Here is a 15789-nt window from a genome sequence, read left to right on the forward strand (position 1 = left end):
GAAACTTTTCCCCGATACCGTCGGCCTCATGCGGCAAAACCTTCAAAGCGGTGAGCGGCTCAGGCCGGTCGATCTGGCGCGCGGGCACGGTCTGTCCACACAGGCGGTCAGGAACTACGAGGAGGCCGGGATCCTCCCCGCCGCCGCCCGCACCCCCCACGGCTACCGCACCTACACCTCGGTCCACGCGAGCGCCCTGCGCGCGTTCGTCGCCCTGGTTCCCGGCCACGGCCACCAGACGGCGACGTCCATCATGAGGGCGGTGAACCAGGACGCGGTCGAGGAGGCGTTCCGGCTCATCGACGAGAGCCACGCGCAGCTCCTCGACGACCGGCGCACCCTCCAGGCCGTGGAGAACGCGCTGCGCGACCTGGGCCCCACCGCGGCGCCCGAGCCCGGCGACACGTTCATCGGGCCGCTGGCGGACCGGCTCGGCATCAGGCCGGCGACGCTGCGCACATGGGAGCGCGCCGAGCTGGTGCGCCCGCGCCGAGACCCGCGGACCGGGTACCGCGTCTACGACGAGAAGGACGTACGGGACGCCAGGCTGGCCCACCAACTCAGGCGGGGCGGCTACCTGCTGGAACAGATCGCCCCGCTGATCGCCCAAGTGCGGACGGCCGGCGGTCTGGAGCCGCTGGAGGCCGCCCTGGGCGACTGGCGCGGCCGGCTGTCCGCCCGCGGGCGGGCGATGCTGACCGGCGCGGCAGAGCTGGAGGCGTACCTCCGCAAGCGCGGACGGGACGCCGACGCCCACGCCCACGTATGACGAGGAAGACCGGCACCGGTGATCCCCGCGGCGCGGGGCTATCGGGGCTCGTGTGCCGCCGCACGGCAGGCGCCGTTCGCGGCGCCGCCGGGCACCCCGGCTCCGGTCAGCCCGTTCACACAGCCCTGGAGGTCGCCGCTCACGCCGCGGTGGCAGGCCGCGGTGACCGCTTCGGTGGCGCCGGCACCCGCCTGGGTGGCCATGCCGGTGCAGGCGGGGATGTCCGCCTGGGCGGCGGGGGCGGCGAGAGCCGCGCCGCCGAGTGCGAGGGTCAGGCCGGTGAGGACACCGGCGACGCGGGTTGACGTGCGCATGGGAGTCGCACCTGCTTTCCGGGATGTCACACGGAGGAAGGACGACGCCCAACAGGGCTCGGCGAGGGCTCCGAGGACCTGCCGGCGGGCCCGCAGCCGGCCCGCCCCCTCGCTCATGGCACGCAGGGAGTTACGGAGGCGCGCCTCCCGCTGCTTCCACCGTACGACCGGGGGCGCCTCGCCACGAGCGGGCGACGGCGCGCGCCGCCCCGCTACGCCCCGGGCGCCCGGCGCGGGCTCAAGGCGTCGTGTGAGGAGGCACCGTGTGGGGAGGACTCGGGGTGTAGCGGGGGAGGGGGCCGTAGAGCCAGTTGCCGGGGAGGTCGGGGTCGGTGCCGGTGAAGTACTCGTGGAACGCCTGGGCGAGTTCGTCATGGCTGATGCGACCGTCGCCGTCGCGGTCCAGGCGGGTGAAGGCGGTGGCGGCGTCGTCGGCGGCCACGCCGTAGGCGGCGAGCCAGCGGGTGAACTCGGCGGCCTGGAGGTGCTGGTCGCCGTCCGTGTCCATCGCGGTCATGACGGCTTCGACGACGGGCAGGACGGCGGTGCCGAAGTCGGTTTCGCGGGAGACGCCGTACCAGGCGGTGGCGAACTCGTCCTCGTCGAGCTCCGCGTCCATCCCGCGCCCGAGCTCGCTGGACATGCGTGCCCAGCCAGCGTCGTACTCGGCCCGCAGTTTCCGGGCGGTGGCGGAATCAGGCGCCTGACCTGCGGCTTCCGCCAGGCGTTCGGCGATCGCGTCGTAGTCGGCCTTGGTGACCCGGCCATCGCCGTCACGGTCGAACAAGCCGAACCGGTTGTGCAGTTTGGCCAAGATGAGCTCGTCCACGGAGTTCCGCCCGCTTCCCTCGAAGGTGGTGTCCTGTCCCCGGGGGAACGACCCGTGAGCCCGTTCGGTCACCGCTCCCACCACGTCCCTCGCCCGTCCGGCGGCGTCCGCGCCCGGAACGCGCGCAGCGGCTGCGCGGATCGGTGCTGGACGCCACTGCCGGGCGCGGCGGCCCGGCCCCCCGGGCCCCCGGGCAGGGGCCCGCAGGCCACGTCGTACCGTGTGGGTCTCAGCACGCGCACCCGGGTCCGTAGCGGCCGCCCGGCGCGCTCGGAACGGCCCGACAGGACGGCACGTGACACAGACCCGGATACGCGCCGGTTCGGACGGTTCGGTGGGGGGACGGCGAGCGGCGGCCCGTCCCGCCGCGAAGGCCTCCGGGGCCACGGCGGGCGGCGCGTGGGCCTCCTTGCGGCGCGCGTGGGCGGCGCTCGCGCTGCACGTCGCCCTGCGGCTGGCGGGTGTCGGCGTACTCGCGGTGTGGGCCCACCGCAAGGGGCTCGGACTCCACGAGGTGCTGGCGACGCGGTGGGACTCCATCTTCTACCTGAGCATCGCCGAAGACGGCTACACCGGCCCCATGGAGCCGGCCTGTCAGCTCGGCGGCCCCACCTGCAAGCTGGCCTTCTTCCCCGTGTACCCCTGGCTCACCAGGGGCGTGTCCACGGTGACGGGACTCCCCGTCAGCTGGGCCGCGTGGGCCGTCGCCCTGCTGGCATCGCTGATCGCCGCGTGGGGCGTCTTCGCCGTCGCGGAGAAGCTGCACGGCACGCGGGTCGCCTTCTTCGCCGTGGCCCTGTACGCGATCGTCCCGCACGCGCTGGTCCAGTCGATGGCCTATACCGAGCCGGTGTTCGTGGCCCTCGCCGCCTGGTCCCTGTACGCCGTCCTGTCGCGCTCCTGGCTCACGGCCGGGGTGCTGGCCATGGTCGCGGGAGCCACCCGGCCGTCCGGGTCCGCGGTGGTGGCCGCGGTCGCCCTGTCCGCCCTGTGGACGCTGCTCGCGTCCTTCCGCTCCCGGGGCGGGAGCGCCGCGCGGCGGCACACCGCGCGCCTGTGCGCCGCGCTGGTCCTCGCCCCCCTGGGCTGGACGGCGTTCTTCGTCTGGGTCGGCCACCGGCTGGGCCGATGGGACGGCTACTTCATCGAGCAGCGGGCCTGGGGGTCCACCTTCGACGGAGGCCGCTACACCCTGGAACAGGTGCGGCGCCTGTTCACGGCGCCCGACACCACCCTCAACCAGGTAGTGGTCGCGCTCACGGTGGCCGCTGCCGTCATCCTCCTGATCGTGCTCCTCACACAGCGTCCGCCGGCCGCGGTGTGGATCTACACCGGGGTGCTGGTCCTGATAGCCGTGGGCGGCGCGGGCTTCTTCCACTCCAAGGCGCGCTTCCTGCTGCCGGCGTTCCCGCTGCTCTTTCCCCTGGCCGCTGCGCTCGCCCGGGCACGGCGCACCACGGTCGTATGGGTCCTGGCCTCGGCGACCGGGCTGTCGGCCCTCTACGGCGGCTACCTCGTCCTGGTCTGGCACCGCTCACCCTGATACGGGAACTCAGACGCCCCGCGCTCCGCCGAGAGCCGCGCGGAGATCGGAGTCGGCGAGGTCGTCGAAGGTCGTGCCGAGGTGGTTGAGCTGGGCACGTCGTTCCGTGTCGCCCCGCTCGACCAGGGCCGCGGCCCACGAGGCCTTCCGCTCGCCGGTGACCCCGGCCGCCTCGTGGAACAGTGCGTACAGGGCGTACCAGCGCACGGAGTCGTCGTCGTCCTCGGCCAGCCGCAGGAGGGCCTCGACGACCCGGTCCTGCGCGCGCTCGGGGTCGGCCAGACAGGGCAGCGCGGCGGCGACCGCGAAACGTACGGGCTGCGCCGCGTGGGCCTGATGGCCGAGGACCAGATCGAGGGTCTCGTGGGCGTTGTGGTGGCCGAGGACGGAGATCAGCCACCCCAGGACCCAGGCGTCCGGCTCGCTGGGCATCTCCGCCAGGACGACTTCGACCGTCTCCGCGGTGAACGGCCGACGGCCCTCCTCGTCGTGGGCACCCAGCTCGCGCAGAACCCGCGCCCCGAGCTCCCGCTGAGCCGGCTCCTCGTGCCCCAGCAGGGATGCCGCACGCTCGAAGACAATTCGGGTGGGCCGCCCGTGCAGGGCGACCAGGCAGGGGACGGGACCGTCATCCTCCCGGCCGATCTCATCCAGGGCGCCCACGAACAAGTCGTCCGTGTCCGCCCCGACTTCATCGATCCCCATGCCGCTCCCTCTCGTGATGTTCCGATCACCAGTATCGGCTCCGCGGCCCTCACGCCCTCACCGCCGCCCGTCAGGACGGGCGGCGGCCGCCACGGAGGCTTCGGGGTCGGCGGCGGAGGAGAGTTCGGGCTCCAGGCCCTCGCTGACCGCCGTACGACGACGCCCGGTGTCGGCCCGCCAGGCCTCGAAGACCAGGGTCGTCGCGGTGACCACGGCGATGCCGAGCAGCCAGCCCCCCACGACGTCGCTCACCCAGTGCACCCCGAGGGCGACCCGGGTGTAGCCCACCCCGAGGACCGCCGTCACCGCGAACGCCCAGGGCACCGCCCGCCAGGCGCGCGGCACCAGCGGGAGCAGGACCAGGAGGAGGACGGCGCAGGAGGTCGTCGCCGTCATGGCGTGACCGGAGGGGAAGGAGAAGCCGGGCGCGTGGGCGACGGGTTCCGGCAGGTGCGGACGGGCCCGCTCCACGGCGTTCTTGACCAGGAGCCCGATCAGCGCGCTGGACGTCGCCGTGACGACGGCCCAGGTTGCCAGCCGCCAGGCCCGTCGGCTCAGGAGCCACACCACCAGAGCGGCCACCAGCAGGCGCATGGTCACCGGGTCCCACACCACGCCGGTGAGGAAGTCCAGGAAGCGCACCCAGGCCGGGTGTTCGAGGGCGGTACGGTGCAGCCGCTCCGCGGTGGTCCGGTCGAGCCGGTGCAGCGGCGCCCACTGGGACTCGACGAGTACCAGGGCCAGGGCGAACGGCACCGCCACGGCGGCCGTCGCCGTCACTGTCAGCACGAGTCTGCGGCCGAAGGCCGCGTCGGGCCCGGAGTGCCGGGAGATCAGTGCTCGGACGGTGTCGATCCGTCGGGTTCGTGCGGTGCGCTGTGCCATGGGGGCGCAGTCTCCCTTCAGGGGTGGGAAAACGGCCGGGTGGGTGTGGGTGCGGGTAGGAGTACGGCCTGGTGTCAGACCCCCGGGTCCCGGGTGACCGGCTCCTTCGTCCCGGCGCGCACGGCTTCCAGCTGGGCCGCGAAGGACAGGCCGAGGAACAGCGCCAGGGACGTGAGGTAGGACCACAGCAGCAGGGACATGATCGCGCTGAGGGGCCCGTACACGCTGGTGAAGGAGCTGCTCGCACCGACGTACAGGCTCAGCGCCCCGGTCGCGACGAGCCACAGCACCAGGTAGACGACGGCGCCGAAGGCGAGCCAGGTGTAGCCGGGCTGGGCGCGGCGCGGCGAAAGGCGGAAGATCGCACTGGTGGCCAGCACCGCCAGCAGCACGCCGACCGGCCAGCGCAGGAGGTCCCAGGCACGGGTGGTGGCCGGGGTGAAGTGGTAGACCTCGGCGAACGCGTGCGTCAGATGGGAGCCGAGGACCGTGAGGACGAAGCTGAGTCCCAGGGGGAGCCCCGCCAGGGCCGCCATGACGAGGCCGCGCGAGTACTTGAGCAGGAACGGCCGGTCGCGTTCGTTGCCGTAGATGCGGTTGGCGCCGCGCTCGACCTGGCACAGGCTCGTGGTGACGTTGACGAGGGAGAACAACAGGCCCAGCCAGAGGGCCGCCTGGCCGCCGTCGCCGGCGTGCCGGCGGCTCTCGCGCAGGGCCTCGTCGACCATCTCCTGACTGGGGCCGCTGGTGATCCGGCTGATCGTGAGCTCGGCCACGCGCCCCACGCCCTCGGTGTGCAGGACGCTGGAGAGGCCGATCGCGGCGATGGCCAGCGGCACGATCGACAGGACGGTCTGGAGTGCGAGGGCGCGGGAGTGGCTGAAGCCGTCCGCGTAGCGGAAGCGTATGAAGGAGTCCCTGGCCAGGCTCCAGCTCCCGTAGCGGCGCAAGGCGGCCCATGCCTCGTCGCCCGACAGCTCGTCGCCCTGCACGTCGCGTCGCTGCGGTACCCGGGTGGCGGTTCCCATCGTCTCGTCATCCTGACTGTGTGTGCTCCGGCGCGGTGGGCGCCGGAACGGTTCAGTGGTGCGCGGTGTGCGGCGTCTGCGAGCTGTGGCCGGGCGCGTGGGGGAGTGCGGTGGCGCCGGGAGCGCGGGGCAGTCGCATCCTCAGGGCGCCCGGTTCGATGCCGGCGGTCAGCAGGGCGCCCTCGCTCATGCTGTCGCCGTCGACCTCGCGGGCCTGGGCGCGGGCGAAGCGGACCTCGATCCGGGTGGCGCTGAAGTACTCCAGGGAGCCCCCGGCGACGACGTGGGGCCCGTTCGGCCCGTTCGGCCCGTCCGGATCGCCGGGGGAGGGGGCCGGGGCGGGCCTGCGTACGACACGGGCGGCCAGGTGCGTGGCCGCGGCGAGCCAGCCGGCCGCTCCCCGGGGGTCGAACAGTACGATCTCCAGCCGCCCGCTGTCCGGACGCGCCCTCGGCAGCAGTTCCAGGCCGCCCTGGAGCGTGCCGACGTTGCCGATGACGACCATCCGCGCCCGGCGCCGGATCCGGCGTCCCCCGTCGAGGCGGATGATCAGCCGCATCCGGGGGTCCCGCAGGTGCCGGGCCGCCGACAGGGTGTAGGCGACCCAGCCCAGGCGGGCCTTGAGCGCGGGAGAGGCGTCGCGGACCATGGCGGCGTCGAAGCCGGCGCCCGTCATGACGGCGAACCGGGTCGGCGGGAGGCCGTCACCCTCGACCCGGCCGACGTCGATCCCGAAATCCCCGCCGCCCAGGGCCTCTTCGAGCGCCGTCGCCGGGTCGGCCGGGAGGTCCAGGTTGCGGGCCAGGAGGTTGCCGGTGCCGCAGGGTACGAGCGCCAGCGGGATGCCGGTGGCGGCCACCACGTCGGCGCAGGCGCGCACGGTGCCGTCGCCGCCGCAGGCCACGACCAGATCCACGCCGCCCGCGGCGCACTCTTCGGCGAGGCCGCCACCGGGCCGTTCCACCGTGGTCGAGGTCCACCGCTGGTCGGTGAATCCGTGCCGCCCCAGCCGGGTGCGCACCTGGGTGGCCAGCTCGTCCGGGCAGTTGTGCGGGTGGCGTACGACGACGACCCGGCGGCCGGTCGGCCGACCGTCCGCGCGGGCGAGCCGGCCGGGCTGAGCGGGTACCTCTTCGGCCCCGCCGCGCGGAACTCCGTACGGTGTCCGGTCGCTCGCGGAGTCGCGGTCGCGGTCGCGGCCGTACAGGAACACGAACCCCATGACGAGCAGCGTCGCGCCCCCGTTGAGCAGGCCGCCCGCCACATCGGAGGGGTGGTGCATTCCCCGGTACACCCGGGACAGTCCGACCGCCGGCGGAACGAGCAGGAGTACCCCTGCCGTGAGGTACCGCCAGGGACCGCGCGTACGGCTCAGTACCAGGGTGGCGAGCCCTCCGTACAGGGCGACGGACGCGCCGACGTGCCCCGACGGGAAACTCGATGTGGGCGGCGCCCCGTCCAGCTGGGGGACATCGGGGCGGGGCCGTTCCACGAAGATCGTGACGAGGAGGAACACGGCCGACTGGACGGCGACCGACGCGCCCAGGAACACGGCCTCCGTCCACCGCGGGGCGCGCGGCAGCACCAGCAGCGCGGCGACGCAGACCAGCGTCACGCCGACGATGCCCTCCGTACTGGCCATGAGGGACAGCCCCGCGGAGAGGCCGTTGCCGAGGGGGCTCCGGTGCTCGGCGAATGCCCGGGGGAGCCGGTCCTCCAGGGTGAGCGGCCAATGGCCGTCCGCCACCCGGGTCACGAAGAATCCCAGGAGGATCATCAAGGTGGCCTGGGCCGCCACGAGCCACACATGTCGGAGGCGTCTCGCGGCCCCGCCGTTCTCCGTCGTCATGGAGCCCTTGTTGCCCGTCGCGGCCCGATGATGCGCCCGTATCCCCTGGTCATGCGTCGCAGGCGTGGCTGGAACTCATGGTCCCGTGCCAGTTCCTCCCGGGGGACGCTGCGGAGCGCAGGACCAGTCGTTGACGCGCTTGCACGGGTAGCCCTCCAGCATCCCGCCGTAGGACGAGTAAGTCGCCGCACGGCTCAAAGGCCCGTGGCGCTCCATCCGTTCTCAAGGAGATCGAAGGCGGCGTCGAGGGCTTGCTCGGCATCGGCGGCACCGCGCGCGAAGGCGGAGGCCTCCAGGGCGAAGCGGGCCAGCGCGGCGCTGCGCAGGTCATCGGACGGGGCGCCGGTGTCATCCGCGATGGCGTGGGCGAGGGCGTCCTGGCGGCGCATCCACATGCGGTGGGCGTAGTCGCTGAGGGCGGGGGTGCTGACCACCAGGTCGAAGAAGTCGCCGTAGCCGGTGTCGGAGTCGGCGTGGCGGATGCGGACGCGTCTGACGTGCGCGCGCAGGGCCTGGGGGATGGTCGTGCCGGGGGTGCGGTCGCGGACGGCGGAGACGATTGCGGCCTCCTGGTCGGCCTCTTCGTCGAAGACGAGGGCCTCTTTGCTCGGGAAGTACTTGAGGAGCGTGGTGGTGGACACGTCGGCCGCCTCGGCGACGTCGTGCAGGGTCACGCCGTCGTAGCCGTGCTCGATGAAGAGGCGCAGGGCGGCGTCGGCGAGCGCCTTGCGGGTGGCGGCCTTCTTGCGTTCGCGTCGTCCCATGGTGGTCGTCATTCTTGCATCGTACGCTATCTTGCCTGATGTAAAAACTTGCACCATTGAACTTATTGAGTCGTTGTGCTTTTGTGGAACCGCCGCCGTCGGTCGTCGGCGCGACCAGCCCAACCGAGGAGAACGCCCGTGACCCCCACCCGCACACCCGCCCGCATCGCCGTGATCGGCGCCGGCCCCGGCGGCCTGATCTGCGCCCGCATCCTCCAGCGCCACGGCATCGACGTCACCGTCTACGAACTCGACGCCTCCGCGACGGCCCGCGACCAGGGCGGCACCCTCGACATGCACCCCGACACCGGCGGGCACGCCCTGCGCGCCGCCGGCTTGTGGGACGACTTCGCCGCCTTGGCCCGTCCCGAGGGCGAACAGTGGCGCCTGGCCGGGCGCGACGGGCGGATGACGTTCGACGCGGCTCCGCCCCAAGGCGGCCAGGGGAGTCCCGAGATCGACCGCGGGCAGTTGCGCGATCTCCTCCTCGGCTCCCTCGCCCCCGGGACCGTCCGTTGGGGCCACAAGCTGGACCACGTCGAACCGCTCGGCGACGGCCGCCACCGCCTGCACTTCGCCCATGTCCACACCACCGACGCCGACTTGGTCATCGGAGCGGACGGCGCCTGGTCGCGAGTGCGCCCGTTGGTGTCCGACGCCATGCCCGTCTACACCGGAGTCACCTTCGTCGAAACCGGCCTGAACGACGCCGATGCCCGTCACCCGGCACTGGCCGCCCTCACCGGCGACGGCACGATGATGGCTCTCGACGACAACCTCGGCATCGTCGCCCAGCGCAACAGCGGTGGCCACATCCGCATCTACGTCGGCATGCGCACGCCCGAGGACTGGCACCGGCAGGAAGGCGTCGACCTGGCCAACCCCCGCGCCGTCCGCAACGCCCTGCTGGAACGCTTCGCCGACTGGAGCCCGGCCCTGCGCGGCTTCATCACCGAGACGGACACCGGTTACGTCAACCGTCCCCTGTTCGCCCTTCCCGTCCCCCACACCTGGAACCACACCGAGGGCGTCACCCTGCTGGGTGACGCCGCTCACCTGATGTCCCCGTTCTCCGGCATGGGCGCCAACCTCGCCATGCGAGACGGCGCCGACCTCGCCCGTGCCCTCGTCGACCACGCGGCCCTCGACGACGCCATCACCGCCTACGAGGAGCTCCTCCTGCCCCGCTCCATCGACGCGGCCGAGGGCGCGGCCGGCGCCCTCGACGGCGCCTTCGCCGCCGACAGCGCCGAACAGATCCTCGCGCACATGACCGCCCACCACTGACCGGGCACCCAGGCGATACGCGGACCAGCCCTTCGCGACCCGTCCCGTAGCCCTGTCAGTGACTCAAATGTTCTTGCCGCAAAAGCCGATGCCGGCCACGCCCGCGAGGGCCTGACCGGCATCGGCCGCAGGGGGGTACGGTCGGATCGGCAGTGGTACGTCCGACCTCGGGCGCGTCAGCCGTCCGCGGCGTCCTCGGCCTCCCAGCGCAGCAGGTCGCCCGGCTGGCATTCGAGTACGTCGCACAGCGCTGCGAGCGTCGCGAAGCGCACCGCCTTGGCGCGGCCGTTCTTGAGCACTGCCAGGTTGGCGGGCGTGATCCCCACGCGGTCCGCGAGCTCGCCCACGGACATCTTCCGCCTGGCCAGCATCACGTCGATGTCGACGGCGATCGGCATCAGATGACCTCGTCCAGCTCGGCCTGCATCTGCGTGGCTTCGACGTCGCGCGCGACCGCCTGGGCGAGCAGCATCCGCAGCACGAGCACGATGAGCGCGACCCCCAGGATGGCCAGGCCGATCCCGCCCATGATGACGGTGACGCCCGGGTCCTCCCGCTGGCCCGGCGCGTTGACGATCGTGACCGCGAACCACATGAGGGCAGCGGCCACGATCGCGCCGATCACGACGTCCACGTACCGGAAGGCGGCGTGGGAGAAGACGGTGCCGCGCCGCACCATCGTCACCAGCCGCCAAACGCAGACCAGGGCGGCCTGGGCCGCGAGCATGCCCAGGATCGTGATCACGCGCAGCGGGGTCAGCGGAAGCGTCTCGTCTTCCGGGTCGGTGAACAACGCCCACACCATCGATGCCTGTACGAACACGGTGCCGGTGAGCACCACCGCGAGCACGGCGCGCAACGCGCCCACTGCCAGCTTTCCCATAACCCCATCCCTCCATCGACTTACGATGGGAATCTATCGAATCTCGATAGGTAGAGCAAGGGGTGGAGGTGTGGGTGAGCGGCGGCCGCGGCCATCGACGCCACGTCCGTCTTGGTGCTACCTGCCCGACATCGCCCCCTTTCTCTGATTGGCTACCGGGGTGACGTGCGCCGTGGGGCGTGCCCTGGTGACGAGAGGCCCGGTGTCGGCGGCAGTGGATCAGGCGGAAGAGCGCGCGAGCGCGGCGGCGCGGATGGGGTTCGTGCCGGGGCAGGTCGTCCAGGAGATCGGCCATGGCGGTGACGTGGACGAGGAGCTCCGCGAGGGGATCGCCTCGCTGACCGGGAAGCCGCTGGAGGGGGAGGAGCTCGACGACGTCGCCGACGCGGTCCTGCTCTGGTTCCGCCTCGACGACGGCGATCTCACGGACGCCCTGGTGGACTCCCTCACCTACCTGGAAGCCGACGGTGAGCTCTGGCTGTGCACCCCGAAGTCAGGACGCGCGGGGTTCGTCGAGGCGGGCGACATCAGTGAGGCGGTGGCGACGGCCGGACTGTCCCGGACCAAGGCCATCGGCATCGCCGGTGACTGGACCGGCGTCCGCCTCTCCCGGCCGAAGCACTAGCGGCGCCCTGCGACGCCGCAGAAGCCATCGCCGTGCCCGTTTGGGCCCTTGGCAGACACCGGGCCAGGACCTGACGCGGACGGCTCGCGAACGACGTCCTCCGCCCCACAGCCCTGCCCGCGAAGGCCCGGCACGAGCGTGCCGGGCCTTCCGCCCTCGTCGCGTTTCAGTCGTCCTTGCGTCCAGACCCGGGCCCTGCACGCCTACCTCCGCTGGCACAACAAGAACGCCCGCCACCCCGACGTCCTGGCCGCCCAACGCCGCGAACGCGCGCGAATCCGCAGCGAGAAAGGCATCCGTTGGGGTGGACGACTCGCCGCGTGACCGGTCGGACAGGCAAGGCCAGGCCGGTTATCCGGGCGGGGTGATCTCCTTCGGGCCGTAGCAAGCGGCGGACTTCCCCGTGACCAGAGCCCAGTAGCGGTCGCCGAAGGACCAGTGCCACCATTCCGTGGGGTAGTTCACCAGCCCCGCCACCGCCAGCGCGGAACCCAGCAACCTCCGGTTGGCACGGGCCTCCTCGCTGATGTTGGCGGCATGGGTGTAGCAGGCGCCCTTGCTCTCCTCCGGGGCCGCGTTCATCCGTGTGCCCAGGTCCAGTTCGCGCCCACCAGCATCGGCCAGGGTGAGGTCGACGGCAGCGCCGGCGCTGTGCGGAGCGATGTCTGGCGGTGACACATACCGGCTCGCTGCCGAATAGATCTGCCGGGCGGACCATTCCGGGTGGATAGCCCGCAGCTGGCTCGCGTACTCCTCGAAGTACTCCCGCTGAAGAGAAGGGGGCCGATATCCCTCGACGAACAGCAGCCGCAAGTCCTGGGGAAGCCCCGCCTGGGCCCTGAGCAGCCGCTCCAGCACGCCTTCCCGCAGGTAGGCGAAGGCATCTGCCGGGTCTTGCTTGCGTGCATCGACCAGCAGCGAACCGGCGGCGCGAACGTCCACAAGACGTTCACCGCACTCCGCAACGGGTATGGCGGCGACCTTCGGGTCCGACATCAACACGATCTCGCTCATGACGCGATCATCCCGCAAGGCTCAACCCGCCGAACCTATGCGGTCAGGGCACTAGCAGGCCAGGAGCCGGCCGCGGCCGCGGCACGCCCCGGCCGGTCGGCGGACGCTATTTCCCGTCCGCGCCGATAAGAAACAGATAAATTTCGAGCGCATGGCTGCGGAGTGCCCGGGCAGATGACTGCTCGGAGGTTGATAACTATGGTTCCCCTGCTTCTCGTTCTTCTGCTGGTTCTGCTTCTTTTCGGTGCCGGTTTCGCGGTCAAGATCCTTTGGTGGATCGCGATCGCGGTGCTGGTCATCTGGCTGCTGGGCTTCGTCGCCCGCCCGAAGGGCGGCAGCGGTCGCTGGTACCGCTGGTAGCGGGCATGACTGCCCACCAGGTGTGATGTGGGGCCCGTACCGTCCAGGTGCGGGCCCCACACCTGTCTCCCGCGCCACCGTGGCCGCCCACGTGCGGGACCGCACTTGCGAAAAACTGTTCCGATTCGGATGCGTGGTCTGAATTCTTCAGGGCAGGCGTGATTCCGACGGCGCCGCTCTTCCCCGGTTCTCACGGATCGTGGGTATGAAGTGGCCTTTGGTACCGATCATTTTGGAGGGATTTTCGTATGACTGCCAATGTGTGGGGCTACCGCGAGACGTCCGGCCGTACCGCTGGTTCCGACCTGACGGGCTACAAGGTCGAGGCGACGGACGGCTCCATCGGCAAGGTCGACAAGCACTCCGACGACGTCAACTCCGCGTACATCGTGGTCGACACCGGTCCGTGGATCTTCGGCAAGGAGGTTCTCCTGCCGGCGGGCACGATCGAGCGGATCGACGCGCAGGAGGAGAAGATCTACGTGGGTCAGACCAAGGAGCAGATCAAGGCGGCTCCGGAGTTCGACAAGGACGCCCATCTGGGCAACCAGGAGTACCACCGCCAGGTCGGCGGCTACTACGGAGATCTGTCCAACCGTCTCTGACGGCACGGTGAAGCGGGTGTGGGGCGGGGCGGCAACCACCGGGTTGCCGCCCCGCCCCACACCCGCTTCACCGGTCACCGCCGCCCGGCGCGGCGGGCCTTCAGGCCGCCCGTTCCGGCATCGATGCGAGCGCCGCGCGCAGTGCCGTGTTGAAGCGCTCGGGCTGGTCCTGCTGGGACATGTGGCCCGCGCCCTCGATCACCGTGAGCCCGGCCCCCGGGATGAGCGCCGCGCACTCCCGGGGCACCTTGAGGGGGACCTCGGTGTCCAGCTCGCCGTGGAGGAAGTGGACCGGCACCCGGAGCCCGCCCAGGCGGGGGCGGGGGTCGTAGTCCGCCTGGTCGGCCACGAGGCGGTCGATCAGGTAGGTGGAGTCCAGGAGCTGTCGCACCGTCCGGTCGATCATGGCTCTGTCGGCCCCCGACCGATACCAGTGCGGCACGAAGTCGGCCAGTGCGCCGGCACGGTCCGCCCGCAGGTCGGCCAGCAGCCTGGCCATCGCCTCCCGCGTGCCGGCCGCGAAATGGTGCACCCCCGCGTCCACCGGGATCACCGCACCGATGCGCTGGGGCGCGGCCAGCGCCGCCTCCAGCACGAACGCCCCCGCGATCGACGAGCCGATCAGCACGGGTGCCTTGAGCTCCAGCGCCTCCAGGAACTCCAGGGTGTCGTGGGTGACATCGGCGATGGTGTAGCCGGTCGCGGCCCGCTCGGACCGGCCGCAGCCGCGCCAGTCGACGGTGACCACGTGGTGGTCGCGGCTCAGATCGGCGGCCTGCGCGTCCCACACTCGGCCACTGGTGCCCCAGCCGTGCAGGAAGACCAGCGGGCGCCCCGCGCCGTGCGCCTCGTAGTAGAGGCTGGTTCCGTTGACGTTCGCGACTCCCATGGCGGTCCCTCTCCGTTGTGCGGCCCGGTGTCCCTGCGCCGCGTGCGACGCAGGAGGTCATTCCAGCCGAGGAAGGCCTTCCGTCCAACGCGCGATCCGCACGTAGACTCATCGATGATCATGATGAATCGGGCGGGGACGGGAGGCGCTCGTGGAGCTGCGCCAGATCCGGTACTTCGCCGTGGTGGCCGAGGAACTGCACTTCGGGCGCGCCGCCGATCGGCTGCACATCGGTCAGCCGACCGTCAGCCAGCAGATCCGCAGGCTGGAGCGGGAGTTCGGCTCGCAGCTGTTCGACCGCACGACGCGGAGCGTCACGCTGACACACGCCGGGCGGGTGTTCCTGCCGTACGCGCGCGCCCTGCTGGACGCCGAACGGGCCGCGTCCGAGGTGATGACGGGGCTGCGCCGCGAGCAGGACGCCACGCTGCGGCTGGGTACCAGCACCGGCCTGGGCCGCCGGCTGGAGAAGACGCTCTCCGCCCTTGCCGAGCACGCGCCCGCGCTGATGGTGGAGCTGGTCAGCGTGCCCCTGGCCACGCGTCTGCGACACGTACGGGACGGGGAGCTGGACGCGGCCTTCGTCCGGGGCGCGGATTCCCTGCCCGGCTTGGAAGTGCTGCCGCTGTGGGAGGAGGAGCTGGTCGCCGCCCTTCCCGCGCGTCATCCACTGGCCGCGGACCCCGAGGTGGCCGCGGCGGACCTGGCCGGGCTGCCCCTGCGGATCGCCACGCACGAGGAGAACCCGCCGCTGGTCAAGGCCGTCACCGCGGCCTGCCGGGCGGCGGGCTTCGAGCCGACCCCGGGACCGGCGTTCACCAACGACCAGGACACCCTGGCCGCCATCGCCGCGGGCCGCCCCACATGGACCGTCTACTACGCCGCCCAGGCCGCGATCCAGCCGGCCCCGGGCGTCGCCTTCCGCCCGTTCGCCACGCCCGCACCGACCGTCCCGACCTCCCTCGCCGTGAGACCCCACCCCCCGTCCCGCGAGCTCGCCGCTCTTCTGGAGGCCTGCCACGGCCTCGACGCGGACAACCGCCGATGACGTGCTGTGCGTTCGGCCGGCCAGGGCAGCGTCAGTAGGTGCTGTGAGAGGGTGATGCGTGTCCTACTACCTGCGGTTTTTCTTCGAACACGGCGTTCACACCCCACTGTGGCCAGGTCCGTCCGGTGATCCCGATCTCGACAGTCCCTACGGATACCCCTGCGAACTGGAGCGGTTGCCGATCAGTTCGGGCATCCAGGCCGAACTGGCGCGACTGGCCGATCTGTACGACTCGTCGCTGGACTGGGAGTACCCGCCGAATCCGTCTCCGTGGCCCAAGGAACAACAGGAGCTGTTCACACGGGAGGCGGACGCCGCGTTGGAGGCTCTCCTGCGTGAGCTGGGTGAGGGCTGGACGGTGGAAGACCAGCGCCGGCAGTTCTGACCGCACG

General features: G+C 71.8%; 19 protein-coding genes and 1 pseudogene. 9 read left to right on the forward strand and 11 right to left on the reverse strand.

Features of this window, described 5'->3' with window-relative positions:
- Positions 1-28 precede the first annotated feature (28 nt).
- Complete coding sequence (locus EES41_RS34565) at positions 29-769, forward strand: TioE family transcriptional regulator (protein ID WP_123081824.1); 741 nt, start codon at positions 29-31, stop codon at positions 767-769.
- A gap of 38 nt (positions 770-807) precedes the next feature.
- Here the strand turns inward: EES41_RS34565 and EES41_RS34570 are convergent, their stop codons facing one another.
- Both EES41_RS34570 and EES41_RS34575 read right to left on the reverse strand, forming a co-directional pair.
- Complete coding sequence (locus EES41_RS34570; RefSeq protein WP_123081825.1) at positions 808-1083, reverse strand: hypothetical protein; 276 nt, start codon at positions 1081-1083, stop codon at positions 808-810.
- Positions 1084-1321: 238 nt separating this feature from the next.
- Positions 1322-1984: an EF-hand domain-containing protein gene (locus EES41_RS34575; protein ID WP_164496024.1), complete on the reverse strand. Its 663-nt coding sequence runs from the start codon at positions 1982-1984 to the stop codon at positions 1322-1324.
- A gap of 223 nt (positions 1985-2207) precedes the next feature.
- Between EES41_RS34575 and EES41_RS34580 the strand changes: the two genes are divergently transcribed.
- Positions 2208-3455: a glycosyltransferase family 39 protein gene (locus tag EES41_RS34580; protein WP_254211681.1), complete on the forward strand. Its 1248-nt coding sequence runs from the start codon at positions 2208-2210 to the stop codon at positions 3453-3455.
- Between the two features lie 9 nt (positions 3456-3464).
- On the opposite strand, the gene EES41_RS34585 is transcribed toward EES41_RS34580, so the two are convergent.
- The 5 genes from EES41_RS34585 to EES41_RS34605 all read right to left on the reverse strand — a co-directional run bounded on the left by EES41_RS34585 (position 3465) and on the right by EES41_RS34605 (position 8686).
- Positions 3465-4160: a hypothetical protein gene (locus EES41_RS34585; protein WP_123081828.1), complete on the reverse strand. Its 696-nt coding sequence runs from the start codon at positions 4158-4160 to the stop codon at positions 3465-3467.
- 57 nt (positions 4161-4217) lie between these two features.
- Positions 4218-5045, reverse strand: coding sequence for a phosphatase PAP2 family protein (locus EES41_RS34590; RefSeq protein WP_254211682.1), 828 nt, complete (start codon positions 5043-5045; stop codon positions 4218-4220).
- Positions 5046-5119: 74 nt separating this feature from the next.
- The gene (locus EES41_RS34595) at positions 5120-6073 is read right to left on the reverse strand and encodes a YihY/virulence factor BrkB family protein (protein WP_073796402.1); all 954 of its coding nucleotides are present in this window, start codon (positions 6071-6073) and stop codon (positions 5120-5122) included.
- A gap of 52 nt (positions 6074-6125) precedes the next feature.
- Positions 6126-7922, reverse strand: a complete 1797-nt coding sequence (locus tag EES41_RS34600) for a diacylglycerol kinase family protein (RefSeq protein WP_123081829.1) — start codon at positions 7920-7922, stop codon at positions 6126-6128.
- A gap of 194 nt (positions 7923-8116) precedes the next feature.
- Complete coding sequence (locus EES41_RS34605; RefSeq protein ID WP_123081830.1) at positions 8117-8686, reverse strand: TetR/AcrR family transcriptional regulator; 570 nt, start codon at positions 8684-8686, stop codon at positions 8117-8119.
- 138 nt (positions 8687-8824) lie between these two features.
- Here EES41_RS34605 and EES41_RS34610 point away from each other — a divergent pair, with 138 nt between their 5' ends.
- A complete protein-coding gene (locus EES41_RS34610) occupies positions 8825-9973 on the forward strand; it encodes an NAD(P)/FAD-dependent oxidoreductase (protein WP_123081831.1) in 1149 nt (382 codons plus the stop codon).
- 176 nt (positions 9974-10149) lie between these two features.
- Here the strand turns inward: EES41_RS34610 and EES41_RS34615 are convergent, their stop codons facing one another.
- Positions 10150-10371, reverse strand: coding sequence for a helix-turn-helix transcriptional regulator (locus EES41_RS34615; protein WP_123081832.1), 222 nt, complete (start codon positions 10369-10371; stop codon positions 10150-10152).
- A complete protein-coding gene (locus EES41_RS34620; RefSeq protein ID WP_123081833.1) occupies positions 10371-10856 on the reverse strand; it encodes a DUF2975 domain-containing protein in 486 nt (161 codons plus the stop codon). The genes EES41_RS34615 and EES41_RS34620 overlap by 1 nt, the downstream gene beginning before the upstream one ends.
- A gap of 202 nt (positions 10857-11058) precedes the next feature.
- On the opposite strand from EES41_RS34620, the gene EES41_RS34625 reads away from it, so the two are divergent.
- Both EES41_RS34625 and EES41_RS43335 read left to right on the forward strand, forming a co-directional pair.
- Positions 11059-11481 (forward strand): DUF3052 domain-containing protein, encoded by a 423-nt coding sequence (locus EES41_RS34625; protein ID WP_123081834.1) that lies wholly within the window; start codon positions 11059-11061, stop codon positions 11479-11481.
- A gap of 180 nt (positions 11482-11661) precedes the next feature.
- Positions 11662-11805, forward strand: a pseudogene (locus tag EES41_RS43335) (IS630 family transposase); the annotation flags it as partial.
- A gap of 27 nt (positions 11806-11832) precedes the next feature.
- On the opposite strand, the gene EES41_RS34635 reads toward EES41_RS43335, so the two are convergent.
- Positions 11833-12495 carry a M15 family metallopeptidase gene (locus EES41_RS34635; protein WP_123081835.1) on the reverse strand — a complete coding sequence of 221 codons (663 nt, stop codon included), beginning with the start codon at positions 12493-12495 and terminating at the stop codon, positions 11833-11835.
- A 198-nt stretch (positions 12496-12693) separates the two neighbouring features.
- Here EES41_RS34635 and EES41_RS34640 point away from each other — a divergent pair, with 198 nt between their 5' ends.
- Complete coding sequence (locus EES41_RS34640) at positions 12694-12855, forward strand: hypothetical protein (RefSeq protein WP_037790678.1); 162 nt, start codon at positions 12694-12696, stop codon at positions 12853-12855.
- 248 nt (positions 12856-13103) lie between these two features.
- Positions 13104-13460: a PRC-barrel domain-containing protein gene (locus tag EES41_RS34645; protein ID WP_008736995.1), complete on the forward strand. Its 357-nt coding sequence runs from the start codon at positions 13104-13106 to the stop codon at positions 13458-13460.
- 100 nt (positions 13461-13560) lie between these two features.
- Here the strand turns inward: EES41_RS34645 and EES41_RS34650 are convergent, their stop codons facing one another.
- A complete protein-coding gene (locus tag EES41_RS34650) occupies positions 13561-14349 on the reverse strand; it encodes an alpha/beta fold hydrolase (RefSeq protein ID WP_123081836.1) in 789 nt (262 codons plus the stop codon).
- Positions 14350-14500: 151 nt separating this feature from the next.
- Here EES41_RS34650 and EES41_RS34655 point away from each other — a divergent pair, with 151 nt between their 5' ends.
- A complete protein-coding gene (locus EES41_RS34655; protein WP_123081837.1) occupies positions 14501-15397 on the forward strand; it encodes a LysR family transcriptional regulator in 897 nt (298 codons plus the stop codon).
- Positions 15398-15455: 58 nt separating this feature from the next.
- Complete coding sequence (locus EES41_RS34660; protein ID WP_123081838.1) at positions 15456-15782, forward strand: hypothetical protein; 327 nt, start codon at positions 15456-15458, stop codon at positions 15780-15782.
- Positions 15783-15789 lie beyond the last annotated feature (7 nt).

This window comes from Streptomyces sp. ADI95-16, assembly GCF_003721495.1.
In the GTDB taxonomy this organism is placed as follows: Bacteria; Actinomycetota; Actinomycetes; order Streptomycetales; family Streptomycetaceae; genus Streptomyces; species Streptomyces goshikiensis.